The organism is Sphingomonas natans (assembly GCF_030546695.1).
Lineage (GTDB): Bacteria > Pseudomonadota > Alphaproteobacteria > Sphingomonadales > Sphingomonadaceae > Sphingomonas_I > Sphingomonas_I natans.
This window is the reverse complement of sequence record NZ_JAUOTP010000008.1, coordinates 129,373-151,732: the sequence shown is the minus strand read 5'-3', so window position 1 is coordinate 151,732 and position 22,360 is coordinate 129,373. Positions and strand designations below refer to the sequence as shown.

The 22,360-nt window shown below is 67.4% G+C and carries 27 protein-coding genes; 14 read left to right on the top strand and 13 right to left on the bottom strand.

Translation table 11 applies throughout. The features are described from left to right. Positions 1–8: 8 nt before the first annotated feature. From Q4F19_RS16650 to Q4F19_RS16625, 6 genes are read right to left on the bottom strand one after another with little or no spacing between them, the layout of a single operon-like run. Positions 9–887 (bottom strand): ParB/RepB/Spo0J family partition protein, encoded by an 879-nt coding sequence (locus Q4F19_RS16650; RefSeq protein ID WP_303544855.1) that lies wholly within the window; start codon positions 885–887, stop codon positions 9–11. Further along, entirely contained in the window at positions 884–1,666 is a 783-nt protein-coding gene (locus tag Q4F19_RS16645; RefSeq protein ID WP_303544852.1) for a ParA family protein, read from the bottom strand. The genes Q4F19_RS16650 and Q4F19_RS16645 overlap by 4 nt, the downstream gene beginning before the upstream one ends. Then, positions 1,663–2,289: a 16S rRNA (guanine(527)-N(7))-methyltransferase RsmG gene (locus Q4F19_RS16640; RefSeq protein ID WP_303544849.1), complete on the bottom strand. Its 627-nt coding sequence runs from the start codon at positions 2,287–2,289 to the stop codon at positions 1,663–1,665. The genes Q4F19_RS16645 and Q4F19_RS16640 overlap by 4 nt, the downstream gene beginning before the upstream one ends. Next, positions 2,286–4,064 (bottom strand): tRNA uridine-5-carboxymethylaminomethyl(34) synthesis enzyme MnmG, encoded by a 1,779-nt coding sequence (gene mnmG, locus Q4F19_RS16635; protein ID WP_303544846.1) that lies wholly within the window; start codon positions 4,062–4,064, stop codon positions 2,286–2,288. The genes Q4F19_RS16640 and mnmG overlap by 4 nt, the downstream gene beginning before the upstream one ends. Positions 4,065–4,106: 42 nt before the next feature. Then, positions 4,107–5,399: a tRNA uridine-5-carboxymethylaminomethyl(34) synthesis GTPase MnmE gene (mnmE, locus tag Q4F19_RS16630; RefSeq protein WP_303544843.1), complete on the bottom strand. Its 1,293-nt coding sequence runs from the start codon at positions 5,397–5,399 to the stop codon at positions 4,107–4,109. Next, entirely contained in the window at positions 5,396–5,632 is a 237-nt protein-coding gene (locus tag Q4F19_RS16625; protein WP_303544840.1) for a DUF6489 family protein, read from the bottom strand. The genes mnmE and Q4F19_RS16625 overlap by 4 nt, the downstream gene beginning before the upstream one ends. 109 nt (positions 5,633–5,741) lie before the next feature. Here Q4F19_RS16625 and Q4F19_RS16620 point away from each other — a divergent pair, with 109 nt between their 5' ends. Both Q4F19_RS16620 and Q4F19_RS16615 read left to right on the top strand, forming a co-directional pair. Then, a complete protein-coding gene (locus Q4F19_RS16620; protein ID WP_303544837.1) occupies positions 5,742–6,440 on the top strand; it encodes a dienelactone hydrolase family protein in 699 nt (232 codons plus the stop codon). Continuing rightward, the gene (locus tag Q4F19_RS16615) at positions 6,437–7,411 is read left to right on the top strand and encodes a quinone oxidoreductase family protein (protein WP_303544835.1); all 975 of its coding nucleotides are present in this window, start codon (positions 6,437–6,439) and stop codon (positions 7,409–7,411) included. The genes Q4F19_RS16620 and Q4F19_RS16615 overlap by 4 nt, the downstream gene beginning before the upstream one ends. A 3-nt stretch (positions 7,412–7,414) precedes the next feature. On the opposite strand, the gene Q4F19_RS16610 is transcribed toward Q4F19_RS16615, so the two are convergent. The 4 genes from Q4F19_RS16610 to hemE all read right to left on the bottom strand — a co-directional run bounded on the left by Q4F19_RS16610 (position 7,415) and on the right by hemE (position 11,149). Then, complete coding sequence (locus Q4F19_RS16610) at positions 7,415–8,059, bottom strand: TerC family protein (RefSeq protein WP_303544833.1); 645 nt, start codon at positions 8,057–8,059, stop codon at positions 7,415–7,417. Between the two features lie 112 nt (positions 8,060–8,171). Then, positions 8,172–9,428, bottom strand: coding sequence for a transcription termination factor Rho (gene rho / locus Q4F19_RS16605; protein WP_303544830.1), 1,257 nt, complete (start codon positions 9,426–9,428; stop codon positions 8,172–8,174). 198 nt (positions 9,429–9,626) lie between these two features. Next, on the bottom strand, positions 9,627–10,097 hold the full coding sequence (locus Q4F19_RS16600; protein ID WP_303544827.1) for a CopD family protein: 471 nt from the start codon (positions 10,095–10,097) through the stop codon (positions 9,627–9,629). Beyond that, positions 10,094–11,149 (bottom strand): uroporphyrinogen decarboxylase, encoded by a 1,056-nt coding sequence (hemE, locus tag Q4F19_RS16595; RefSeq protein ID WP_303544823.1) that lies wholly within the window; start codon positions 11,147–11,149, stop codon positions 10,094–10,096. The genes Q4F19_RS16600 and hemE overlap by 4 nt, the downstream gene beginning before the upstream one ends. Positions 11,150–11,454: 305 nt before the next feature. Between hemE and Q4F19_RS16590 the strand changes: the two genes are divergently transcribed. From Q4F19_RS16590 to Q4F19_RS16550, 9 genes are all read left to right on the top strand, one after another. Then, complete coding sequence (locus Q4F19_RS16590; protein WP_303544820.1) at positions 11,455–12,273, top strand: pyruvate, water dikinase regulatory protein; 819 nt, start codon at positions 11,455–11,457, stop codon at positions 12,271–12,273. After that, positions 12,270–12,869: a Maf family protein gene (locus tag Q4F19_RS16585; RefSeq protein ID WP_303544817.1), complete on the top strand. Its 600-nt coding sequence runs from the start codon at positions 12,270–12,272 to the stop codon at positions 12,867–12,869. Before Q4F19_RS16590 ends, Q4F19_RS16585 begins: the two co-directional genes overlap by 4 nt. Beyond that, the gene (aroE, locus tag Q4F19_RS16580; RefSeq protein WP_303544815.1) at positions 12,866–13,720 is read left to right on the top strand and encodes a shikimate dehydrogenase; all 855 of its coding nucleotides are present in this window, start codon (positions 12,866–12,868) and stop codon (positions 13,718–13,720) included. Before Q4F19_RS16585 ends, aroE begins: the two co-directional genes overlap by 4 nt. After that, positions 13,717–14,313: a dephospho-CoA kinase gene (coaE, locus tag Q4F19_RS16575; protein ID WP_303544813.1), complete on the top strand. Its 597-nt coding sequence runs from the start codon at positions 13,717–13,719 to the stop codon at positions 14,311–14,313. The genes aroE and coaE overlap by 4 nt, the downstream gene beginning before the upstream one ends. A gap of 9 nt (positions 14,314–14,322) precedes the next feature. Then, positions 14,323–15,024, top strand: coding sequence for a DNA polymerase III subunit epsilon (dnaQ, locus tag Q4F19_RS16570; protein WP_303544812.1), 702 nt, complete (start codon positions 14,323–14,325; stop codon positions 15,022–15,024). 69 nt (positions 15,025–15,093) lie between these two features. Next, on the top strand, positions 15,094–15,672 hold the full coding sequence (hpf, locus tag Q4F19_RS16565; protein ID WP_303544810.1) for a ribosome hibernation-promoting factor, HPF/YfiA family: 579 nt from the start codon (positions 15,094–15,096) through the stop codon (positions 15,670–15,672). A 37-nt stretch (positions 15,673–15,709) separates the two neighbouring features. Further along, positions 15,710–16,177 (top strand): PTS sugar transporter subunit IIA, encoded by a 468-nt coding sequence (locus Q4F19_RS16560; protein WP_303544807.1) that lies wholly within the window; start codon positions 15,710–15,712, stop codon positions 16,175–16,177. A gap of 1 nt (position 16,178) precedes the next feature. Further along, positions 16,179–16,505 carry a DUF1491 family protein gene (locus Q4F19_RS16555; RefSeq protein WP_303544805.1) on the top strand — a complete coding sequence of 109 codons (327 nt, stop codon included), beginning with the start codon at positions 16,179–16,181 and terminating at the stop codon, positions 16,503–16,505. A 133-nt stretch (positions 16,506–16,638) separates the two neighbouring features. Then, positions 16,639–17,121, top strand: coding sequence for an MmcB family DNA repair protein (locus Q4F19_RS16550; protein ID WP_303544802.1), 483 nt, complete (start codon positions 16,639–16,641; stop codon positions 17,119–17,121). A 115-nt stretch (positions 17,122–17,236) separates the two neighbouring features. On the opposite strand, the gene Q4F19_RS16545 is transcribed toward Q4F19_RS16550, so the two are convergent. Then, positions 17,237–17,848 carry an ankyrin repeat domain-containing protein gene (locus Q4F19_RS16545; RefSeq protein ID WP_303544800.1) on the bottom strand — a complete coding sequence of 204 codons (612 nt, stop codon included), beginning with the start codon at positions 17,846–17,848 and terminating at the stop codon, positions 17,237–17,239. Positions 17,849–17,924: 76 nt separating this feature from the next. On the opposite strand from Q4F19_RS16545, the gene Q4F19_RS16540 reads away from it, so the two are divergent. Genes Q4F19_RS16540 through Q4F19_RS16530 form a run of 3 tightly spaced genes read left to right on the top strand, consistent with a single transcriptional unit; the run spans position 17,925 to position 19,646 of the window. Then, positions 17,925–18,521: an SCO family protein gene (locus Q4F19_RS16540; protein WP_303544797.1), complete on the top strand. Its 597-nt coding sequence runs from the start codon at positions 17,925–17,927 to the stop codon at positions 18,519–18,521. Continuing rightward, positions 18,518–18,949, top strand: coding sequence for a YcgN family cysteine cluster protein (locus Q4F19_RS16535; protein ID WP_303544795.1), 432 nt, complete (start codon positions 18,518–18,520; stop codon positions 18,947–18,949). Before Q4F19_RS16540 ends, Q4F19_RS16535 begins: the two co-directional genes overlap by 4 nt. After that, on the top strand, positions 18,939–19,646 hold the full coding sequence (locus tag Q4F19_RS16530) for a M48 family metallopeptidase (RefSeq protein ID WP_303544792.1): 708 nt from the start codon (positions 18,939–18,941) through the stop codon (positions 19,644–19,646). Before Q4F19_RS16535 ends, Q4F19_RS16530 begins: the two co-directional genes overlap by 11 nt. 111 nt (positions 19,647–19,757) lie before the next feature. Here Q4F19_RS16530 and Q4F19_RS16525 read toward each other — a convergent pair whose 3' ends face one another. Further along, positions 19,758–21,851 carry a transglycosylase domain-containing protein gene (locus Q4F19_RS16525; RefSeq protein WP_303544790.1) on the bottom strand — a complete coding sequence of 698 codons (2,094 nt, stop codon included), beginning with the start codon at positions 21,849–21,851 and terminating at the stop codon, positions 19,758–19,760. 76 nt (positions 21,852–21,927) lie between these two features. After that, positions 21,928–22,338: a peptide-methionine (R)-S-oxide reductase MsrB gene (msrB, locus tag Q4F19_RS16520; protein WP_303544789.1), complete on the bottom strand. Its 411-nt coding sequence runs from the start codon at positions 22,336–22,338 to the stop codon at positions 21,928–21,930. Positions 22,339–22,360 lie beyond the last annotated feature (22 nt).

Sequence of the window (22,360 nt, the reverse complement as noted above, 5' to 3'; positions counted from 1 at the left end):
GCCGCGCTCTAGATCGGTCCGCCGCTGAGCCGCTGGCAGATCAGATCAAGCTGATCGAGCGTCGAATAGGAAATCGTGACCGTCCCGCCCTTCGGGCCATGCGCGATCGCGACCTTGAGGCCCAGCAGATCGCCGAGCTGGCGCTCCAGCGCCTCGGTATCGGTGTTGCTGCCCTTATATTCGATCGGGCCGAGACGCTTTTCCTTGCCGCCCTTGGCCTGCTTGGCGAGCCGCTCGGTCTCGCGCACCGACAGGCCCTGGCGGATGACCTGATCGGCGAGCCCGGCGGGATCGGCGGCAGTGATCAGCGCGCGCGCATGCCCCATGCTGAGCCGTCCGTCGGCCAGAGCGAGCCGGACTTCGGCCGGCAGATCGAGGAGGCGAAGCAGATTGGCGATGTGGCTGCGGGATTTGCCGACGAGCTTGCCGAGCACCTCCTGCGTATGCCCGTAATCGGCTCCAAGCCGTTGATAAGCCTCGGCTTCTTCGATCGCATTGAGATCCTGCCGCTGGACATTTTCGATGATCGCGAGCTCGAACGTCTCGGCGTCGTTCATGCTGCGGACGATCGCCGGAATCTCGTGCAGCTGCGCGCGTTGCGCGGCACGCCAGCGCCGTTCTCCGGCGACGATCTGATAGCCGCCGTCGATCGTGCGGACGATGATCGGCTGGAGCAGGCCGCGCGCCTTGATCGAGGCGGCGAGCTCGTTGAGCGCGCTTTCGTCGAAATGGCGGCGCGGCTGATCGGGATTGGGGCGGATCGCGCCGACATTGATCGTGCGGATGCCGCCGTCAGTGCGCTGTTCGGGTGGCGTCAGCTGTTCGCGCTGCGGATCGCCGAGCAGCGCCGAAAGGCCGCGACCCAGGCCGCGCTTGACCTCGCTCACGCGGCCGCCGCCGTCGTCTGCGGCAGCCGCCCGATCAGCTCGCGCGACAGAGCCATATAAGCCTCCGAGCCCGGGCAGCGATGATCATAGACCAGCGCGGGCAGGCCGTGGCTCGGCGCCTCGGACAGGCGGACGTTGCGCGGGATGATCGTCTTGAACACGAGATCGCCGATCACGGCGCGGACGTCCTGCGCGACCTGTTCGGACAGGCGGTTGCGGCGATCATACATGGTAAGCGCGATTCCCAGGATCGTGAGGTCGGGGTTGAGCCGCGCGCGGACGCGCTCGACCGTGTGGAGCAGCTGGCTGAGCCCTTCGAGCGCGAAGAATTCGCACTGGAGCGGCACGAGCAGCGACGACGAGGCGACGAGCGCGTTGATCGTCAGCAGCCCGAGCGAGGGCGGGCAATCGATCAGGCAGATATCCCAGCGGCCATCGGCCTGATCGAGCGCCGCGCTCAGGCGATGCGCGCGATCGGCTTCGTCGACGAGCTCGACCTCGATCGCCGAAAGGTCCTGCGTGGCGGGGACGATGTCGAGCTTGGGGACGCTCGTCGCGCGGACGACCTCGTCGAGGCGCGCTCCGCCGGTGATGAGCTGGTAGGAGGATTTAGCGCGGCTGGTCTGATCGATGCCGAGCCCGGTCGAAGCGTTGCCCTGCGGATCGAAATCGACGAGCAGCACGCGCAGACCGGCCACGGCGAGCCCAGTGGCGAGGTTGATCGCGCTCGTCGTCTTGCCGACGCCGCCTTTCTGGTTCGCAATCGCGATCCGGTTCATGCCCGCTTCCTCCGTATGCCCCGCGCCACGACGATCGCCGAATCGGGATCCGAAAGACTCGGCACCAGGCGAAATGCACCCTGCCACTCTCGCCGCGCCTCCGCCACCTCGGCGGCTGCAGATCGGCCCTTCGGCAGGAGCCAAAGCGTGTCGTCGGTCGCATGGCGCGCCGCCATCGCGAGCAGGGCAGGGAGAGAGGCGACCGCGCGCGCGCTGATGATCGCGCAGGGGTGGTCGATCGGTGCCGTCTCGACGCGCGAGGCGAGGATCGTCGTCCGATGATCGACGCCGAGCGCGATGGCCGAAGCGGACAGGAATGCCGCGCGCTTGGCTCGCGGCTCGACCAGATAGGTCAGCTCGTCGCGCAACGACGCGATCACCAATCCTGGAAATCCGCCGCCCGCGCCGATGTCGAGCCAGGCCCCCGTCGTATCGCCTGCCAGCCGCAAGAGCTGCGAGGAGTCGAGGACGTGGCGGCTCCACATGATGGGAATCGTCGATGGGGCCACGAGATTCTGCCGCGTATTTTCTTCCGCTACCAACGTGACGAGCGCCTCAAGCCGCCCAAATGTTTCACGTGGAACAGTTTCGGCGACGAGCGCCCTTGCGTCATCTTCGGTCATGCGGCGCGGCGGACGGCAGCAAGGATCGCGGTAAGCGCCGCCGGCGTGATCCCGCGCACGCGACCGGCATCGGCCAGCGTTGCCGGACGCGCGCGGTCGAGCCGCTCGACCATCTCGTTCGAAAGCCCGGCGACGGTGCCGAAGTTCGCGATCCGTTGCAGCGGTATAGCCTCGTCGCCGACGCGGCGGGCGATCTGCTCGCGACGTTGGCGCTCAACGTACGGCCGATACGCGAGATCGGCGACGGCCTCTTCCAGGACCGTGGGCTGGACCGACGAAAGACCGGGGTCTGACCGCGCCACGGTTGCGGCGTCCAAACCGCGCAAAATCGCCTCTTTATGCGGGACCAACAACGATGCCGCCGTGGCCAATGCCTCGATATGACGATCGATCGCCGCGGACCTATCCGGCGAGGCAAGTCCCACCTCCTGAGCGAAGCGGCCGAGCCGCGACATGGCGTTGTCAGCGCGAAGGTGCAGCCGATATTCGGCGCGCGCGGTGAGCATGCGATACGGCTCGGTGACACCCTGCAGCGTCAGGTCATCGATCATGACGCCGATATAAGATTGCGTCCGATCGAAGATTGCCGGCGTCGTACCCGCCACGTGACGCGCCGCGCCCAGACCGGCGACCATTCCTTGCGCGGCCGCCTCCTCATAGCCCGTGGTGCCGTTGATCTGCCCCGCGCAATAGAGGCCCGGCACGTCGCGCACGCCAAGCGTATGATCGAGCACGCGCGGATCGATATGGTCATACTCGACTGCATAGCCCGGCTGCAGGATCTCGGCGCGCTCGAGCCCGGGAATGGTGGCGATCAGCGCCTGCTGCACGTCGCACGGCAGAGAAGTGGAGAGGCCATTGGGGTAGACGGCTGGATCGTCCAGGCCTTCGGGTTCGAGGAAGATCTGGTGCCCGTCGCGGTCGCCGAAGCGGACGATCTTGTCCTCGATCGACGGACAATAACGCGGGCCGACGCCCTCGATCACCCCGGCATAAAGCGGCGATCGATCGAGATTGGCGCGGATCACGTCGTGGGTCGCCGCGCTCGTCCGGGTGATCGCGCAGGCGATCTGCGGGAGCGGCCGCGCGGCGGAAGCGGAGGAAAAGGTCCAGGGCTCCTCGTCGCTCGGCTGCGTTTCGAGCGCCGCCCAGTCGATCATGCGGCCATCGAGTCGCGGCGGCGTGCCCGTCTTCAGGCGCGCGACGGGCAAGCCCAGAGCGGCGATCTGACGCGCGAGCGGATGCGCGCCGGGCTCGCCGATGCGGCCGCCATCGCACGTCTCCATCCCGAAATGGAGGCGTCCGCCGAGGAACGTGCCGGTAGCCAGGACAACGGCACCGGCGTGCACTGCTCTGCCATCGGCGAGGCGGACGCCCGTGATGCGCCTGGAATCGAGCAGCAGTTCGGTCACGCTAGCTTCGACGATGGCAAGGTTGGTTAGCGCAGCGATCTCCCGCTGGATCGCCGCGCGGAAGCGCTTGCGATCGGCCTGGATGCGCGGACCGCGTACGGCCGGGCCCTTCGAGCGATTGAGCATCCGATAATGGATCGCCGCCCGATCTGCGGCGCGCGCCATCAGACCATCGCAGGCATCGAGCTCACGGACGAGGTGCCCTTTCCCGATTCCACCGATCGCCGGATTGCACGACATCGCGCCGATCATGTCCGCACGCGCGGTGACGAGAATTGCCGACGCGCCGATGCGGGCGACCGCTGCCGCCGCCTCGACGCCGGCATGGCCTCCCCCGATGATGATGACGTCGGCGCCAAGCATAAGTCGCCCTTAATCGCTCCAGCCGCGATGTTCCACGTGGAACTATTTTCCTAGGCAGAATCGCCCGAACAGAGTGTCGAGCATCTCCTCGACGCCCGTGCGTCCGAGGAGCGCGTCAATCGCGTCGCGACACAGGCGCAGATGCTCGGCCTGAAGAATCACGTCGTCCGAGTGCAGCGCCGCCTCAATCTCCGCTCCGATCGACGCAACGAGATCCCGCTGTCGACGATTGAGCGCGAGCGCGTCGCTCGGGCCAATCAGCGTGCGACAGCGAAGGGCGATGCTGCGCCGCAGCAAAGCGAGTGTCTCCGCCTCGACGATGGAGACGCGCAAGGTCTCGCCTGCAGGATGGTCGGCGCGCTCGTCGGCGCGTGTGAATAACAACAGGCTGCGCTCCGGGGCAGGGCACGCCTCCGGATCGCCGCACCATAGGATCAGCTCGGCCGTCTCGATCGCCTGCTCGGCGCGGGCGATGCCCAGCCGTTCGATCTCTTCTGTGCCCTCGCGCAGCCCCGCCGTGTCGATCAGCAACAGCGCCTGCCCGTCGAGCGAGACGGGCGCTTCGATGATGTCGCGCGTCGTCCCGGCGATCGGCGTCGCTAGCGCGACATCGCGTCCGGCCAACGCATTGATCAGACTCGACTTTCCCGAATTCGGCGGACCCGCGACGACGATCCGAACGCCATCGCGCAGCCGCTCGGCCGGGGGCGTCGCCAGCAACCGCGCGGCTTGGTCGGCGAGCGCGCGCAGCGGTTCCTCGTGCATGGGCGTCGTGCCGACATCGCTCTCGCTCTCGCCATATTCGATCGCCGCCTCGATCTGCGCCGACAGAGCCAGGATCGTCTCGCGCCAGCGCGCGATGATCCGGCCTAGGCCGCCTTCGGCCATGCGTAGCGCGCGGGCATGCTGACCGGCGGTCTCCGCCGCGAGCAGATCGGCCAGCCCCTCCGCGGCCGTCAGATCGATCCGGCCGTTGAGGAAAGCGCGGCGGGTGAACTCGCCGGGCAGCGCCAGCCGCAGCCCGCTCATCCCCGACAGGCAATCGAGCATCGCTGCGGCCACCGCGCGGCCGCCGTGCAGATGGAATTCGGCGAGATCCTCGCCCGTCGCCGACGCAGGACCCGGCATCCACAGCAGCAACGCCCGGTCGATCAGCCGCCCTTCGGCATCGTGCAAGGCGGCATAGGTCGCGTGACGCGGCGCGGGTAGCTTGCCGGCGATCCGTTCCAGCGCCGTGGCGGCATCGGGCCCGCTGACCCGCACGATCGCGATCGCGGCCGGGGGTGCGCCGCTCGACAGCGCGAAGATCGTGTCCCCCGCGGGGGCGGGCGTCACTTCTTGCCCGATCCCGTCATCTGATCGATCAGCTGTTTCCACACGCCGAAGCCGACTTCGCCCATCGGCGTCCACGTCCGCATCATGTTCTCGATCACCTCCGGCGTGAAGCCTTCGCCCATCGTCTGCTTGAGCTTGTCCATATAGAGATCGTGGATCGGCGCCATGTCGGGCAGGCCCATCAGCCGCCGCGCTTCCTCCGGCGTGCATTCGATATTCATCGTGATGTTCATGGCCGGCCGGTTCCCGTTGCGCGAGGTTGCCGGATTGGTAGAGGATCGGGCCGAAACCGTCGAGGGACGCCAAAAGCGGCCCCGGCGACCCTGTAACGGAAGGATGAACATGGCAGAGACGATCCAGGTCGCGGCGCTCGATGGCAGCGGCAGCTTCGATGTCTATTGCGCGACGCCTGCGGCCAAGCCGACCGCTGCGATCATCGTCATCCAGGAGATTTTCGGGGTGAATGCAGGCATCCGCCAGAAGGCCGACGACTGGGCCGCGCTCGGCTATCTCGCGCTCGCGCCCGACATGTTCTGGCGCTTCGCCCCCGGCCTCGATCTCAATCCCGACATCCCCGAGCAGATGGCGGAGGGCTTCGAGATCCGGACCAAGTTCGATATCGACAAGGGCATCGAGGATGTCGAGGCGGTGATCCGCGCGGCGCGGGCGCTGCTGACGGGCGGCAAGATCGGCATCGTCGGCTTCTGCCTGGGCGGGCGGGTCTGCTTTCTGACCGCGACGCGCACCGACATCGACGCGAGCGTCGGCTTCTACGGCGCCGGGATCGACGGCATGCTCGGAGAATCGCACGCGATCGCCAGGCCGCTGCTCCTGCACTTCGCCGAGCAGGATCATTTCATTGATGCCGATGCGCGCGCCAAGATCCACGCCGCGCTCGACGGCAACGCGCATGTGACGATCGAGGAATATGCGGGCGTCGATCATGGCTTCGCGGACACGTTCGGCAAGCGCCGCAGCGACGAGGCGGCCAGTCTGGCCGAAGCGCGCACGCGCGAATTCTTCGCGGCGCATCTCGCATGAGCGACTATCGCATCGTGCTTCGCGCCACCGGCGGGCCGGAGGCGATGGAGCGCGAGGCGATCGGATCGCTGACGGCGGGGAAAGGCGAGGTCGTCGTCCGGCACAAAGCGATCGGGCTCAACTTCATCGATACCTATCATCGCGCGGGCGCCTATCCGCTGCCGCTGCCGACGGGGCTGGGCTCGGAGGCGGCGGGCGTGATCGAGGCGGTGGGCGAGGGCGTTACGGACTTCGCGCCCGGCGATCGCGTCGCTTATGCGGGCGCGCCGCTCGGCGCTTATGCGACAGCGCGGACGATGCCGATTGCGAGCCTCGTCAAATTGCCGGACGCGGTGGACGATCGGACCGCCGCCGCGGTGATGCTGAAGGGGATGACCGCCGATTTCCTCGTCGGCGAATGCGGTGGCGTCCAGGCGGGCCAGCACGTGCTCGTCCATGCGGCTGCGGGCGGCGTCGGCTCGCTGCTCGTGCCGTGGCTAAAGGCGCTGGGCGCGACCGTCATCGCGCATGTCGGCACGGCGGAGAAGGTCGCGCGCGTTGAGGCGCTCGGCGCCGATCATGTGCTGTGCGGCGGCTTCGATGCGCTGGCGGGCGAAGTGCGCGCGATCGTGCCCGCGGGCGTCGATCTGGTGCTCGACAGCGTCGGCAAGGCGAGCCTGCCGGCCTCGATCGCGTGCGCGGCGAAGCGCGGGCTGGTCGTCAGCTACGGCAATGCCTCGGGCGCGCCGGAGGCCGTTTTGCCATCGACGCTGCAGAAGGCCGGCTCGGTCTTCCTGACCCGGCCGACGATGTTCGATTATGTCGACACGCGCGAGCGGCTCGAAGCTGCCGCCGCGCGCCTGTTCGCGCGGATCGCCGACGGCACGCTGAAGGTCGAGATCGGCCAGAGCTTCCCGCTCGCCGACGTCGCCGAAGCGCATCGCGCGCTGGAGGGCCGCAAGACGATCGGATCGACCGTCCTGATCCCCTGAGGCTCAGAAGAGCGTCAGGATCCCGACATGGGGATTGATCAGCCCGTCATAGATCATCTTGCCCGCGACATAGAGGATCACGGCCAGCCCGATATAGGCGATCCAGCGATAGCGCTCGATGACCTTGGCGAGCAGGTTCGCGGCGACGCCCATCAGGATCACCGACAGCATCAGGCCGATGATGAGGATGCCCGGATGGTCGCGCGCGGCACCCGCGACCGCGAGCACATTGTCGAGGCTCATGCTGACATCGGCGACCGCAACTGCCCAGGCGGCGGCAGCGAAGCTGCGCGCCGGCTTCAGGCTCTCATGAACCTCGGTGTGGGGATTTTCGCGCAGCTCGCGCCACATCTTCCACGCGACCCAGATCAGGAGAAGCCCGCCCGCAAAGACGAGTCCGACGACCTGCAATAGCTGCGTGACGACCAGCGCGAAGACGATCCGCAGCACGAGCGCGGCGAAGATGCCGATCAGGATGACCTTGCGGCGCTGCTGGGCGGGGAGGCCTGCGGCGAGCGCGCCGACCACGATCGCATTGTCGCCCGCGAGCATCACGTCGATCATCAGCACCTGGCCGAACGCGCCGAGCGCGGCCGGAGAACCGAGATTCGCGAAATCGGTGACGATGTGCTGCCAGATGTCGAACATCGGGGGGTGTTATCCGGCCGGGGCGGGCCTGTCGATGCGTTCCGGTGGCGATGCCGCATGGGCGAAGCCCATGCGGCGGTCGGGCGTTGCCCGCCGGCCGCGCTCGCGGGAGTTACTGGTTCATAGAATCGAAGAAATCCTCGTTGGTCTTCGAATCCTTCATCTTGTCGAGCAGGAACTCCATCGCATCGGTCGTGCCCATCTGCATGAGGATGCGGCGCAGCACCCACATCTTGGAGAGCTTCGACTTGTCGAGCAGCAGCTCTTCCTTGCGCGTGCCGGACTTGCCGACGTCGAGCGCGGGGAAGATGCGCTTGTCGGCGACCTTGCGGTCGAGCACGATTTCCGAGTTACCCGTGCCCTTGAATTCCTCGAAGATCACTTCGTCCATCCGGCTGCCCGTATCGATCAGCGCGGTGGCGATGATCGAAAGCGAACCGCCCTCCTCGATGTTGCGCGCCGCGCCGAAGAAGCGCTTCGGGCGCTGGAGCGCATTGGCATCGACGCCGCCGGTCAGCACCTTGCCCGAGCTCGGCACGACCGTGTTGTAGGCGCGGCCGAGACGCGTGATCGAATCGAGCAGGATCACGACGTCCTTCTTGTGCTCGACGAGGCGCTTGGCTTTCTCGATCACCATCTCGGCGACCGCGACGTGGCGCGTGGCGGGTTCGTCGAAGGTCGAGGAGACGACCTCGCCCTTCACCGAACGCTGCATGTCGGTCACTTCCTCGGGCCGCTCGTCGATGAGCAGCACGATCAGGAAAACCTCCGGGTGATTGTCGGTGATGGCCTTGGCCATGTTCTGCAGCATCACCGTCTTGCCGACGCGCGGCGGCGCGACGATCAGCGTGCGCTGGCCCTTGCCCTGCGGGCTGACGAGATCGATGACGCGCGCCGACTTGTCCTTGACGGTCGGATCGGCGGGATCGAGCGTGAGCTTCTGTTCGGGATAGAGCGGCGTCAGATTGTCGAAATTGACGCGGTGGCGGACGGCCGAGGGATCGTCGAAATTGACCTGGAGGAGCTTGGTCAGCGCGAAATAGCGCTCGCCATCCTTGGGCTCGCGAATCTCGCCCTCGACCGTATCGCCCGTGCGCAGGCCGAATTTGCGCACCTGATTGGGCGAGACATAGATGTCGTCGGGGCCGGCGAGATAATTGGCCTCGGGGCTGCGCAGGAAGCCGAAACCGTCCTGGAGCACCTCGATCGTGCCGAGCCCGAGGATCTGCTCGCCTTCCTCGGCCTCGGCCTTCAGGATGCCGAACATCAGATCCTGCTTGCGCATCGTCGATGCGCCCTCGACGCCGCGCTCCTCCGCCATGGCGACCAGTTCGGCCGGAGTCTTCTTCTTGAGGTCTTTGAGGTGCATCTGGCAGTCCGGTGATGGAAGCGGAGGGGGGAGAACGCGCGGGCCGCAGGCGGGCGATGTTCTGCCGAGCTTGAAGGCTGAGGCCACGCAGGACGCGTTTGGCCGTTGGCGCCGGGCGTAAATGCCGCGCCGCGCGCCGTCAAGACTCAGATGGGATGTGCAGACCCTTGAGGCAACCCACTCCGTTCGTGGGCGAGATCAGAAGGGCTTGATGATCACCAGGATGACGATGAAGACGGTAGCGATGCCCGGCACTTCGTTCATCAGCCGCAGCGCCTTGCCGCTCACCGGCCGCTCGCCGCGCGCGAGCTTCTTGCCGTAGCCGACCATGTAGCCGTGATAGGCGGACAGGGCGAGCACGAGCAGGATCTTCATGTGCAGCCAGCCCAGACCGGGCGCGCCGGCGAACAGGCCGAGCTGCCAGGCGAGCGTCAGCCCGAACAGCCAGACGAGGATCATCGCCGGCGTCAGGATGATCGTGCGCAATTTGCGCTCGCGATCGATCCAGCGTTTCTCTTCGGCCGAGCCCGGCGGCGATTCCTGATGATAGACGTAATAACGCGGCAGCATGAACAGGCCCGCGATCCAGAAGATCACGAAGATGACATGCCCGGCCTTGATCCATTCATACGTCAAGGCAAGCACCGCTCCCAGCGACATCAGCGTCATCCGCGAAGCATAGCGAGCAGATGCTCGACATGCACGATCGGCGTTTCGGGAACGATCCCGTGCCCGAGATTGAAGATATGCGGGCGATCCTTCAGCGCCGCGCGGATCCGCGCGACCGCGCTCTCCAGCGCCGCGCCGCCGGCGACGAGCGCAAGCGGATCGAGATTGCCCTGGACGGGCATCCCGCGTGGCAGCGCGCCATCCGCCCAGAACGGATCGATCGTCTCGTCGAGCCCGACCGCATCGACTCCGGTCTCGCGCACATAGACCGACAATTTCTCGCCGATCCCCTTGGGGAAACCGATGATCGCGGCGTGCGGCCGCGCGGCGCGCACGGCGTCGACGATCGCGCGGTTCGGCGCGAGCACCCATTTGCGGAATTCGTCGGGGGCGAGACTTCCCGCCCAGCTGTCGAACAACTGGATCGCCATCACGCCGGCGTCGACCTGACCGACCAGATAGTCGATCGTCGCCGCGACGATCACATCGATGAGCCGCTGGAAGGCGCCAGGATCGCGATAGGCGAGCCTGCGCGCCGCGCCCTGATCCTTGGAGCCCGCGCCCGCCACCATGTACGTGGCGACCGTCCAGGGCGATCCTGCGAAGCCCAGCATCGTCGTCTCGCCCGGCAAGCCGGCGACGACGCGCTTCACCGTCTCGTAGATCGGCGCGAGCCGCTCGCGTGCCGCGACGAGCATCAAGAGATCCCCGTCGAGCAGGGGCGGGGCAAGGCGCGGCCCCTCGCCGGCCTCGAACCACAGCTCCTGCCCCAAAGCGTGCGGGATGACGAGGATGTCGGAAAACAGGATCGCGCCGTCGAATCCGAAGCGGCGGATCGGCTGGAGCGTGATCTCGGCGGCGGCTTCCGGATCGTAGCAAAGCGCGAGGAAGCCGCCTTTCTCCTCCCGTAGCGCCCGATATTCGGGGAGATAGCGCCCGGCCTGGCGCATCAGCCAGACGGGCGGAGGGTCGCGCCGCTCGCCGCGCAGGACGGCGAGCAGGGGCCGCTCGACGGCCGTTTCCAGGGTGAGCTCCGCCGGGATCGGGTGCATCCTTCTCTCTACCTTAAGTGTTTAAAAGGATATTGTTGGAGTCTGTAGGCGGGCCGGGAGCGGGGTTTATTCGCGCCCCGCCAACTTGCCAACAGCTTGACGGCCCGGAATATCCAACAGAACCGACGAGTCGCACGATCTGCCCCCGTTATCCACAGGCGCGGCTCGCATTCGTTCCCCTGTGGAGAAAGCGCGGGATCGTCGCTTCGGTGCGGGGATCGATCGGGCCGCTTGTCTCTGCCCACCGGGTTCCGCTAGCGATCACCCCCATGCTTTTCCACAGGCTGCGTTAGGCCCCATCCCGCATGCGCCTGCATCTCCATCTCCTGTCCGATTCCACCGGCGAGACGCTGGAGGCGATCGCCAAGGCGGCGATCGCCCAGTTCGACGGCGTCGAGACGATCAAGCATTTCTGGCCGATGGTCCGCTCCGAGGGGCATCTCGATCGCGTGCTGGGCGAAATCCTCCAGAAGCCGGGGCTCATCATCTACACGCTCGTCAATTCCGAGGTGCGCCGCACGCTCGAGCATCGCTGCCAGGTCGCGGGCCTGCCGCATGTCGCCGCGCTCGATCCGGTAACCGAGGCGCTGCAGCGGCTGCTCGGGCAGGAGGCCAAGGCCAAGCCCGGCCGCCAGCATACGCTCGACGCGGCCTATTTCGCGCGCGTCGATGCGATCCAGTTCACGATCGCGCATGACGACGGCATCGCCGCCGAGGACTGGGAGGAGGCCGATATCGTCCTCGCCGGCGTCTCGCGCTGCTCGAAGACGCCGACCTCGATCTATCTCGCCAATCGCGGCTACAAGGTCGCGAATATCCCGCTCGTGGTGGAGAGCCCGCCGCCGGCGTCGCTCTACACGCTGAAGAAGCCGCTCGTCGTCGGGCTGACGACAAGCCCGGATCGCCTGATCCAGATCCGTCGCAACCGTCTGCTCTCGCTCAATCAGGTGACCGAGACCGCCTATGTCGATCAGGAAGCGGTCGCGACCGAGCTGGCCTTCGCGCGGCGCATCTTCGCGGACAAGGGCTGGCCGGTGATCGACGTGACGCGCCGTTCGATCGAGGAGACGGCGGCGGCGATCATCAACCTGCTGACCGCGCATGCGACGGAACCACGGCCATGACCGACCTGATCCTCGCCTCGCAATCCGCGTCGCGCAAGGCGATGCTGGCAGCCGCCGGTGTGCCGTTCCGCGCCGAGGCGGCGGGGGTCGACGAGGAATCGGTAAAGGCCGCGCTCATCGCCGACGGGCTCGACGGGCGCGGGCTCGCCGATGCGCTGGCGGAGCTTAAGGCAATCAAGGTCTCGCGCCGCCATCCCGAGGCGTTCGTGCTCGGTTGCGATTCGACCGTGCAGGCGGCGGACGGCGCGTTGCTGGACAAGGCTGAGGATCGCGCCGAATCGCGCGCGCAGCTCGCGGCGCTGGCCGGAACGACGCATCGGCTCGCCAGCGCCGCTGTCGTCGCGCTCGGCGGGCAGCCGATCTGGCGGCATGTCGATGTCGCGCGGCTGACGATGCGGCCTTTCTCGGACGCGTTCCTCGATTCCTATATCGATGCCGAATGGCCCGCGATCGGCGGCTGCGTCGGCGGCTATCGGATCGAAGGGCTCGGCGCGCAGCTCTTTTCGCGGATCGAGGGGAGCCAGTTCACGATCATGGGCCTGCCCTTGCTGCCCCTGCTCGATTGGCTGCGGGTGCGCGGGGTCATCCCGGCATGACGCAGTATGCCGAGGTGATCGGCGATCCGATCGCGCACTCCAAATCGCCGGTCATCCACTGTTTCTGGCTGAAGGCGCTCGGGCTCGACGGCGATTATCGGCGGACGCAGGTGGTGGCCGACGCGCTTCCCGCCTTCCTCGCGCGCCGCCGCGCCGATCCCGACTGGCGAGGCTGCAACGTCACGATCCCGCACAAGCAGGCGGTGCTGCCCTTGCTCGATGCGGTGGATCCGGTCGCCGCCAAGATCGGCGCGGTCAACACGATCGTCGCGCGCGACGGCAGGCTGATCGGTTATAATAGCGATGCGGCCGGCTTCCTCGCGCCGCTCCGGCCGTGGCTCGACGAGCGGCACATGCTGCGCACCGCGCGCATCTTCGGCGCGGGCGGCGCCGCGCGCGCGATCGCGCACGGCCTGTGGGGCGAAGGCTTCACCCTGATCCTCGCCGCGCGCCGGACGCGTGCGGCCGCCGAGATCGCCGCGGGCTTCGATCCCGGCTTCGTCCACGTCACCGATCTTGCGCATTTCGCGGCGCCGCTCGACTTCGACTGGAAGGAAATGGACGGCCGTCTCGATGTGGTCGTCAACGCGACCTCGTGCGGGATGACGGGCCAGCCGCCGCTCGATCTCGATTTCAGCCACATGCCGCCCGGCGCGATTGTCTATGATGCGGTCTATGCTCCGCTGGAGACGCCGTTGCTGAAGCAGGCGAAGGCGCTCGGCCACCCGATTGTCGATGGGCTGCAGATGCTGACGGGCCAGGCGCGCATCGCCTTCCGCCTGCTGTTCGATGCCGATCCGCCCGCCGATGCCGAGAGCGAGGTGGCGCTGCGCGATCTGCTGCTCGCATGAGTCGCGTGATCGGCCTCACCGGCTCGATCGGCATGGGCAAGTCGACCGTCGCGGCGATGCTGCGCAAACTCCACGTCCCCGTCTTCGATGCCGATGCCGAGGTGCGTCGCCTCCAGGGGCCGGGTGGCGAATTGCTGGCGGCGATCGAATCGCTGCATCCGGGCACGACCGATGCCGCCGGGGTCGATCGCGGCAGACTGGGCCAGGCGGTGTTCGGCGATCGCGCCGCGCTCGATCGTCTGGAGCGACTCGTCCACCCCGCGGTCGATCGCGCGCGGCGCGGATTTCTGCGGCGGCATCGCGCCCGGCGGATCGTCGTCCTCGATATCCCCTTGCTGTTCGAGAAAGGCGGCTGGCGACGCGTCGATACGATATTGGTCGTGTCCGCCGCGGCCTGGCAGCAACGCCGCCGCGTGCTCGCCCGGCCGGGCATGACCGCTGCCAAGCTCGCGCGGATCCGCGCGCTGCAGACTCCCGATGCCGAGAAGCGCCGCCGCGCCGATTTCGTCGTGCCGACCGGGGGCACGCGGATGCGGACCGCCGCCAAACTGCGCTTTATCCTCGCTTGCGTGGGCGCGCGCACAGGTCGATAAACTGCATCGATGCGCGAGATCGTCTTCGATACCGAAACCACCGGCCTCAGCCCGCACGACGGCCACCGGCTCGTCGAGATCGGCTGCATCGAGCTCGTCAACCGCGTCGAGACCGGCGAGCATTTTCACTGCTACATCAATCCCGAGCGATCGATGCCGAGCGAGGCGGAGGCGGTCCACGGCCTGTCGATCCATTTCCTGTCGGACAAGCCGCTCTTCGCGCATGTCGCGGCCGATTTCCTCGCCTTCGTCGGCGATAGCCCGCTGATCGCGCACAATGCGTCGTTCGATTTCGGCTTCCTCAACTGGGAGCTGCAGGCCTGCGGCCTCGATCCGGTGTGCCTGACGCGGATGGTGGATACGCTGGCGATCGCGCGCACGCGCCATCCCGGCGCCAAGCATAGCCTGGATGCTTTGTGCAGCCGCTACGGCGTCGATCGCAGCCAGCGGGTCAAGCATGGCGCCTTGCTCGACGCGCAACTGCTCGCGCAAATCTATGTCGAGCTGACCGGCGGGCGCCAGATCGGTTTCTCGCTGGCGGATGCGACCGGCCCCACGACGGTGGAGGTCGGTTTCGATGCGGCTGCGATCGAGCGCCGGTTCCGCCCGGCCCGCCCGCATCATGCGAGCGAAATGGAACTCGCGCGCCACGCTGCGTTTGTATTGACCCTGGCCGATCCACTGTGGAGCGGGCTGCGTTCCGCAGCTTGACCTTGTGCCCATGCTGGGCTTGAGGCCGGCGCTTCCCGGCGAAGCGGCCCTGTTGAAGGAGAGCATGACATGGACATCCGGGTCTCTGGCCATCAGGTCGACACGGGCGATGCGCTCCGAACCCATGTCGAGGAACGGCTGCAGGGTGTGGCCGACAAATATTTCTCGCGGAGCATTTCGGCGCACGTCACCTTCGGCCACGCGCCGCACGGTGCTTTCTCCTGCGATATCGTCGCGCACGTGATGCAGGGCGTGATCCTGAAGGGCTCCGGCCAGGGCGGCGAGGCGCATCCCGCCTTCGATATCGCCGCCGAACGGATCGAGACGCAGCTGCGCCGCTACATGAATCGCCTGAAGAACAAGCATGCCTCGAACGGCGCCGCCGCCGAGCTCGGCGCGATCGCGGACGATGCCGGCTATACCGTCTTCCAGACTGCCGAGGAGGAATCGGCGGGCGATCATCCCCCGATCGTCGCCGAATTGCGCGTCGACGTGCCCGAGGCGAGTGTCGGCGATGCGGTGATGATGCTCGATCTGCGCAACACGAACGCGCTGTTGTTCAAGAATTCGGGAACGGGCGCGTTCAATATGGTGTATCGCCGCGGCGACGGCACGATCGGCTGGGTCGAGCCGCAACGCGCGGCCTGAGACCCGATCTTCCTCTTCTCGAAGCGTATAAGAGCCGATGGACGAATTCGCCGATATCCTCGCGCCGAGCGCCGTTTTCGCGGAGCTCGGGGTTCCCAACAAGAAGGTGCTGTTCCAGCAGCTCGCGGCCGCCGCCGGCGAGCTGACGGGCATCGATCCGCGCCTGATCGTCTCGCGTCTGGCGGAGCGCGAGCGGCTGGGCTCGACCGGCTTCGGCGGCGGCATCGCCATTCCCCACGGCAAGATCGAGGGGATCGGCCATGTCGTCGGCGCCTTCGCGCGGCTCGCCACTCCGATCGATTTCCAGTCGATCGACGACATGCCCGTCGACATCGTCTTCCTCCTGCTCTCGCCGCCCGATGCGGGCGTCGAGCATCTGAAGGCCTTGTCGCGCGTCAGCCGCCGGCTGCGCGATTCGGCGTTCGTCGCGAAATTGCGCGGCGCGGGATCGCGCGACGCGCTCTACGCGCTGTTCGTCGAGGCCGACGCGCGGGACGCCGCCTGACGTGAGCGAGCCGCGGGCCGCCTCGGGCCTGCTCGTCTTCGCGCTGGTGCGGCTGGTCGAGGCCAAGGGCGGCTCGGCGATGGTCCTGGCCAAAGGCGACGCCACCGCCGGCGCGATCCTGCTCGCTTTGGCGGATCGCGGCGTGGACGGGCCGCTGCTCGAGCGCAGCTTCGGGCCGGGCGGCTATGAATGGCGCGAGACCGGCCCGGCCGATCTCTCGGAGCGAACGACCTATCTGGCCAACCGCCGTCGTACCGATCCCGATCTGTGGATCGTCGAGATCGACCATGCCGACGCGCGCACGATCGCGCTGGAGCTTCTAGCCTAACGTCCAGTACTCCGGCGAAGGCCGGAGTGCTGGACGAGCATCGCACTTTGCATCCAACGCTCCGGCTTCCGCCGGAGCACAGGCCAGCGCGTTTCTCCTTTTCACCCGTTCCCGAATCGTTCTACAACGTGGCATGGCCAGCCAGCTCGCCTGCTTCGAAGATGCTCCGCTTGTCGCGGCCGATGTCGCGCGCGGCGTGGCGCGGCTCTTCTTCCGCCAGGATCTGGTCGCGCTGTGCGAGGTGCCGCTCGGCAATGGCCGGCGCGCCGATATCATGGCGCTGGATGCCAAGGGCTGCGTCACGATCGTCGAGATCAAATGCTCGCGCGCGGATCTGCGCGGCGACGCCAAGTGGCGGGATTATCTGGATTATTGCGATCGCTTCCTGTGGGCGGTGCCCGCCGGCTTCGATCTCGCGCCGTTCGAGGAAGCGCATTTCCTGCCCGACGTGGCGGGGCTGATCGTCGCGGATCGCTACGATGCCGCGGTGCTGCGCGAGCCCGCGCATCGCCCGCTCGCCGGCGCGCGCCGCAAGACCGAGACGTTGCGCTTCGCCCGCCGCGCCGCGCAGCGCCTGCTCGGCTCGCTCGATCCTGGACTGGCCGGGCTAGATTAAATAACCCCACCGTTTGCCCTGAGCTTGTCGAAGGGCCGTCCTTCCTTCCTCGACGTCAGAAGAAAAGGACCGTGCTTCGACAGGCTCAGCACAAACGGAAGAGGGGTATGCCTCTTTAGCGAACCGGTCCGGAAATCTTGCCGTTCGCTGCCTTCGCCGGCTTGGCTTCGTCGAGCAATTTCAGCATCGCCGTGCCGCGCCGGTCCTCGGTCGCATAATCGCGCGCGCTCTTGCCCGCGATCGTATCGCGCGCGTCCGGATTGGCGCCCGCCGTCATGAGCAGCCGCCCCACCGCCAGATCGCGATTGCGCACGGCGAAGATCAAAGATGTCTCGCCGCTATTGTCGATCGCATTCGCATTCGCGCCCGCCGAGAGCAGGAGCCGCGTCGCATCGGCGTCACCCGTCTGCGCGGCGGCCAGCAGCGGCGTCATCCCCTGCTTGTCCTTGATCTCGGTCGAGGCGCCGCGCCCGAGCAGGAAGCCGAGCCATGTCATGTCGTGCGCGCGCGTCACGATATGCAGCGCGGTCTCGCCCGTATTGGGATCGCGCGTGTTGAGCACGGGCGCGCCGGGCTTGTTGATCAAGGGCATCGCCTTGTCGCCGTCGCGATCCTTGACCGCCTTCAGGAACGAGAAGCTGTCCGAGAATTGCGCGCTCGCGGGCATTGCCAGGGCCAGGCCGATCGCGCCTGCGGCAATCATGGCAAAGCGATTGCGAACACCCATATTCGGCTCCTGGAAAGTGGCGCCCCACCGGCCGCGCTTGTCAGCCGGCCCGTAGCAAAGCATGATTGAGCGCACCATGAACAATCCACGTCTGCTCGCCGCCGCGCTGCTCGCGCTGGCGCTCGGTGCCTGCGGGCGCTCGCCGCCGCCGCCGCAAGATGCGCCGCTCGCCGGTGCGCGGATCGGTGGGGCCTTCGCGCTCACCGATCAGGACGGCAAGCCCTTCTCCAGCGAAGCGCTGAAGGGGCATTATGCGGTCGTCTATTTCGGCTACACCTTCTGCCCCGACGTCTGCCCCACCGACATGCTCAATCTCGGCAAGGGGCTGAAGGCGTTCGAGGCGCAGGATCCGGCGCGCGCGGCCAAGGTCCTGCCGGTCTTCATCACGGTCGATCCGGCGCGCGATACGCCGGCGGTGCTGAAGGCATTCGTCGGTGCTTTCCATCCGCGCATGATCGGGCTGACGGGCACCGGGCAGCAGATCGCCGCCGTCGCCAAGAATTATGCGACGAGCTTCAAGAAGCAGGATCCTGCGCCCGGCGCGACGGGCTATCTGATGGAGCATATGAGCACCGCGATCCTGTTCGGCCCGAAGGGCGAGCCGATCGCGCTTGTGCCGGTCGAAGCTGATGCCGGCCAGGTCACGCAGACATTGTCGAGCTGGGTGCGATGAGCCGCTTCTGGGAAGAGAAGCCGCTCGAACGGATGAACCGGGTCGAGTGGGAGTCGCTATGCGACGGCTGCGGCAAATGCTGCCTCAACAAGCTGGAGGACGAGGAGACGGGCGAGGTCTTCGCGACCAACGTCGCGTGCCGCCTGCTCGATCGCAAGCACGCGCAGTGCATGGATTATCCCAATCGCAAGCGTCACGTCCCCGATTGCGTGCGGCTGACCCCCGCCAAGCTCGCGACGATCGACTGGCTGCCCAAGACCTGCGCCTATCGTCTCGTCGCCGAGGGCAAGCCCTTGTACGACTGGCATTATCTGATCAGCGGAAGCCGCGAGACGGTGCACGAAGCGGGCATTTCGACGCGCGGCTGGACGGTCTCGGAAAACGACGCCGGCGAGCTCGAATATCATATCGTCGATCGTGAGCTCTGAGCCCAGCTTCGCCGATCCGCAGGGCGGCGCCCGGACATTGCAGGTGCGCCGCTCGGCGCGCGCGCGGCGGATGCGGCTCGTCGTCGATCCGCGCGACGGTGCGGTTAAGCTGACCCTGCCCGCGCGCGCGAACCTCGTCGCCGCCTTCCGCTGGGCCGAGAGCAAGCGCGACTGGATCGAGGCGACGATCGCCGCGCTGCCGCCGCCCGCACCTTTGGCCGATGGCGCGACCATTCCCTATCTCGGCGGCGACTATCGCCTCCGCTGGCGCGCCGATGCGGGCCGTCGGGTCACGATCGAGGGCGGGGAGATCGTCGTCGGCGGGCCGCAGGAACTGGCGGGCCAGCGCGTCATCCGTTGGCTGCGCGCCGAAGCCCTGGCGGTGCTGAGTGCCGAGACGGCCGACTATGTTCGGCGGGCGGGCGTCACGCCTGCGCGCGTCGGGATCGGCGATCCGCGCACGCGCTGGGGCAGCTGCTCGGCCTCGGGCGACATACGTTACAATTGGCGGTTGATCCTGGCGCCGCCCGAAGTCCGTCGCGCGACGGTCGCGCACGAAGTCGGCCACCGCCTGCACATGGATCACAGCCCGGCCTTCCACGCCGCGGTCACACGCCTGTTCGGCCGCGATCCCGCGCCCGAACGCGCCTGGCTCCGCGCCCATGGCGCCCGGCTGCACGTGTTCGGACGGGGCTGACAAGCTTCACCGTTTGTCCTGAGCCTGTCGAAGGACCGTCCTTGTCTGAGGCCGAAAGAAGAACGGTGCTTCGACAAGCTCAGCACGAACGGCTTTAGGGATAGCTAAGCGCTAGTTGCCGCGTGGCGGGCTCTGCGGTGGCCGTTTCTGGTCGCGCAGCACATTGTCGAGCCAGCGCTGATCGAGCTGCGGCTCTGCCGGCGTCTCGGCGCGCGGCGGCGCGGCCGGGGTGTCGGCGGGCGGCGGCACGTCGCCCGGCGCGGGCTGCACGTCGGGCACTTCGCCGGTCACTTCGTCCTGGGCCTCCGGCGCGGGCGCGCCGTCGCCGCCGAAGCCCTGGTCGGGATTGCCGAAATAGGCCTCGTCGTCGGGCTCCAGCTGCCATTCGGGCAGGGTCGGATCGGTCGCGAACTTCTCTGCCGGGCGCGTCTGCAGCGCGACGCGCATGAAGGCCGAGAAGGCCTGCGCCGGATTGCGTCCGCCCTGCAGGCCGGGGATCGGCTTGGCATCGTCGCGGCCCATCCACACGCCCGTCGTCAGCCCGCTGGAGAAGCCGAGGAACCAGCCGTCCTTGTTGGACGAGGTCGTCCCGGTCTTGCCCGCAACGGGGCGACCGATCTGCGCCGCGCGCGCGGTGCCGACATTGACCGCGGTCTGCAGCAGATCGGTCATCTCGGCCGCGACGAAGGGGGCGACGAGCACGCGCGGCTGCACCGCCTCGCGCTGGTAGATCACCGTGCCGTCGGTCGTGGAGACCTTGAGGATGCCATAGGGCGTTACCGCATTGCCATTGGCCGAGATCGCCGCGAAGGCGCGCGTCAGCTCGATCAGGCGCACGTCCGACGTGCCGAGCACCATCGAGGGGTGCGTATTGATCTGCGTGGTGATGCCGAAGCGGTGCGCCATGTCGGCGACCGAATCGAAGCCGACCTGCTGGCCGATCTTCGCCGCGACCGTGTTGATCGAGAATGCGAAGGCGGTGCGCACGTCGATCGGCCCCAGGAAGCGCCGGCTGCTGTTGCGCGGGGACCAGTTGTCGATCGTGATCGGCTCGTCGACGACCGGATCGCCGGGCTTCACGCCGGCTTCCAGCGCCGAGAGATAGACGAACAGCTTGAACGCCGATCCCGGCTGGCGCTGCGCCTGCGTCGCGCGATTGTAGATCGACGTCACGTAATCGGTGCCGCCGACCATCGCGCGGACCGCGCCGTCATTCTCCATCGAGACGAGCGCGCCCTGCAGGTCCTTGGGCGTGTTCTGGCGGATCGAGGCGTCGGCTGCGTCCTGCATCCTTTTGTCGAGCGTAGTCCACACGTCGAGCGGCGCGGCCTGCTCGTCGACGATCGTGTCGAGCTGGGAGAGCGCCCAGTCGGTGAAATAGCGCACGCTATTCTGCTTGGGCTCGGGCGCGAAGGTCACCGAATCGAGATTGACGCCTTTGGCCTGGGCGGGCGTCAGCGTGCCGGCATCGACCATCACGTCGAGCACGACCGAGGCGCGGTCGCGCGCGGCCTGCGCGTCGGCCGAGGGCGAATAATGCGACGGCGCCTTGACGAGCCCGGCGATGATCGCCGCCTCGGCCAGGTTCAATTTGTCGCCGGGATGGCCGAAGAATTTGCGGCTCGCGGCATCGATGCCATAGGCGCCGCCGCCGAAATAGACGCGGTTGAGATACAGCTCCAGGATCTGCGCCTTGGAGAATTTGCGCTCCATCGCCAGCGCCAGGATCGCCTCGCGGATCTTGCGGCCATAGCTATATTTGCTCGACAGGAAGATGTTGCGCGCGATCTGCTGCGTGATCGTCGATCCGCCCTGCAGACGGCGGCCCTCGTCGTGCAGTCTTTTGGCGACGTAGAACATCCGCGCCACGCCGATCGGATCGACACCGGGATGGCTGTAGAAACGGCGATCCTCGACCGCGACGATCGCGTTGCGCATCTCGGCGGGGATGCGGTCATAAGGCAGCCAATCGCCATAGCTCGGCCCGAGCGACAGGAGCAGCGAGCCGTCCGAGGCGTGGACGCGCACCGTCTGTCCATTAGGCTTCTGCATCATGTCCGCGAACGACGGCAGAGACGCCATCGTCACGAGCACGGCGACGACGAGCGTCGCGATCGCAGCGAGGCCGCCGAACAGGCAGACGCGGAAGATCAGGCGCGCGATGCGGCGCACACGGCCCGGGGAATCGGATTTTGCGGCTGGCATGATGCGGAAGCGCGATTAGCCCCTCCGCCGCTAGGCCACAAGGTCGCGGCGGCGGGGCGTCCCGCCGCCGGGCCGGTCAGCCCTTCGTCTCGTCCGCGCCGGGCTCGAAATCCAGCGAGGCCGAGTTGATGCAGAAGCGCAGGCCATCGGGTCCCGGGCCGTCGGGGAAGACGTGGCCCAGATGCCCCTCGCAGGTCGCGCAGCGTATCTCGGTGCGGACCATGCCGTGGCTCGCGTCGCGATGCGCGGTCACCGCGCTGTCGTCGGCGGCCTTGGTGAAGCTCGGCCAGCCGCAGCCGGAATCGAACTTGGCGTCGCTCTCGAACAAGGGCGTGCCGCAGCCGGCGCACTTATACTCGCCGCTGTCGTGATTGTCCCAGTAGCGGCCGGTAAAGGCGCGCTCGGTGCCCGCCTCGCGCAGCACATGATATTGTTCTGGGCTCAGCCGCTCGCGCCATTCGGTGTCGGGAATGTCGATCTTGCTCATGGCAACGATGTGGGAAGCGCGC

Bases quoted from the DNA above. Each gene is read 5' to 3' on its own strand.
- Q4F19_RS16645 (WP_303544852.1), bottom strand. From the start codon at position 1,666: ATGAACCGGATCGCGATTGCGAACCAGAAAGGCGGCGTCGGCAAGACG.
- Q4F19_RS16640 (WP_303544849.1), bottom strand. From the start codon at position 2,289: ATGACCGAAGATGACGCAAGGGCGCTCGTCGCCGAAACTGTTCCACGT.
- mnmG (WP_303544846.1), bottom strand. From the start codon at position 4,064: ATGCTTGGCGCCGACGTCATCATCATCGGGGGAGGCCATGCCGGCGTC.
- Q4F19_RS16625 (WP_303544840.1), bottom strand. From the start codon at position 5,632: ATGAACATCACGATGAATATCGAATGCACGCCGGAGGAAGCGCGGCGG.
- Q4F19_RS16620 (WP_303544837.1), top strand. From the start codon at position 5,742: ATGGCAGAGACGATCCAGGTCGCGGCGCTCGATGGCAGCGGCAGCTTC.
- Q4F19_RS16615 (WP_303544835.1), top strand. From the start codon at position 6,437: ATGAGCGACTATCGCATCGTGCTTCGCGCCACCGGCGGGCCGGAGGCG.
- Q4F19_RS16610 (WP_303544833.1), bottom strand. From the start codon at position 8,059: ATGTTCGACATCTGGCAGCACATCGTCACCGATTTCGCGAATCTCGGT.
- rho (WP_303544830.1), bottom strand. From the start codon at position 9,428: ATGCACCTCAAAGACCTCAAGAAGAAGACTCCGGCCGAACTGGTCGCC.
- Q4F19_RS16600 (WP_303544827.1), bottom strand. From the start codon at position 10,097: ATGACGCTGATGTCGCTGGGAGCGGTGCTTGCCTTGACGTATGAATGG.
- hemE (WP_303544823.1), bottom strand. From the start codon at position 11,149: ATGCACCCGATCCCGGCGGAGCTCACCCTGGAAACGGCCGTCGAGCGG.
- Q4F19_RS16590 (WP_303544820.1), top strand. From the start codon at position 11,455: ATGCGCCTGCATCTCCATCTCCTGTCCGATTCCACCGGCGAGACGCTG.
- Q4F19_RS16585 (WP_303544817.1), top strand. From the start codon at position 12,270: ATGACCGACCTGATCCTCGCCTCGCAATCCGCGTCGCGCAAGGCGATG.
- aroE (WP_303544815.1), top strand. From the start codon at position 12,866: ATGACGCAGTATGCCGAGGTGATCGGCGATCCGATCGCGCACTCCAAA.
- coaE (WP_303544813.1), top strand. From the start codon at position 13,717: ATGAGTCGCGTGATCGGCCTCACCGGCTCGATCGGCATGGGCAAGTCG.
- dnaQ (WP_303544812.1), top strand. From the start codon at position 14,323: ATGCGCGAGATCGTCTTCGATACCGAAACCACCGGCCTCAGCCCGCAC.
- hpf (WP_303544810.1), top strand. From the start codon at position 15,094: ATGGACATCCGGGTCTCTGGCCATCAGGTCGACACGGGCGATGCGCTC.
- Q4F19_RS16560 (WP_303544807.1), top strand. From the start codon at position 15,710: ATGGACGAATTCGCCGATATCCTCGCGCCGAGCGCCGTTTTCGCGGAG.
- Q4F19_RS16550 (WP_303544802.1), top strand. From the start codon at position 16,639: ATGGCCAGCCAGCTCGCCTGCTTCGAAGATGCTCCGCTTGTCGCGGCC.
- Q4F19_RS16545 (WP_303544800.1), bottom strand. From the start codon at position 17,848: ATGGGTGTTCGCAATCGCTTTGCCATGATTGCCGCAGGCGCGATCGGC.
- Q4F19_RS16540 (WP_303544797.1), top strand. From the start codon at position 17,925: ATGAACAATCCACGTCTGCTCGCCGCCGCGCTGCTCGCGCTGGCGCTC.
- Q4F19_RS16535 (WP_303544795.1), top strand. From the start codon at position 18,518: ATGAGCCGCTTCTGGGAAGAGAAGCCGCTCGAACGGATGAACCGGGTC.
- Q4F19_RS16525 (WP_303544790.1), bottom strand. From the start codon at position 21,851: ATGCCAGCCGCAAAATCCGATTCCCCGGGCCGTGTGCGCCGCATCGCG.
- msrB (WP_303544789.1), bottom strand. From the start codon at position 22,338: ATGAGCAAGATCGACATTCCCGACACCGAATGGCGCGAGCGGCTGAGC.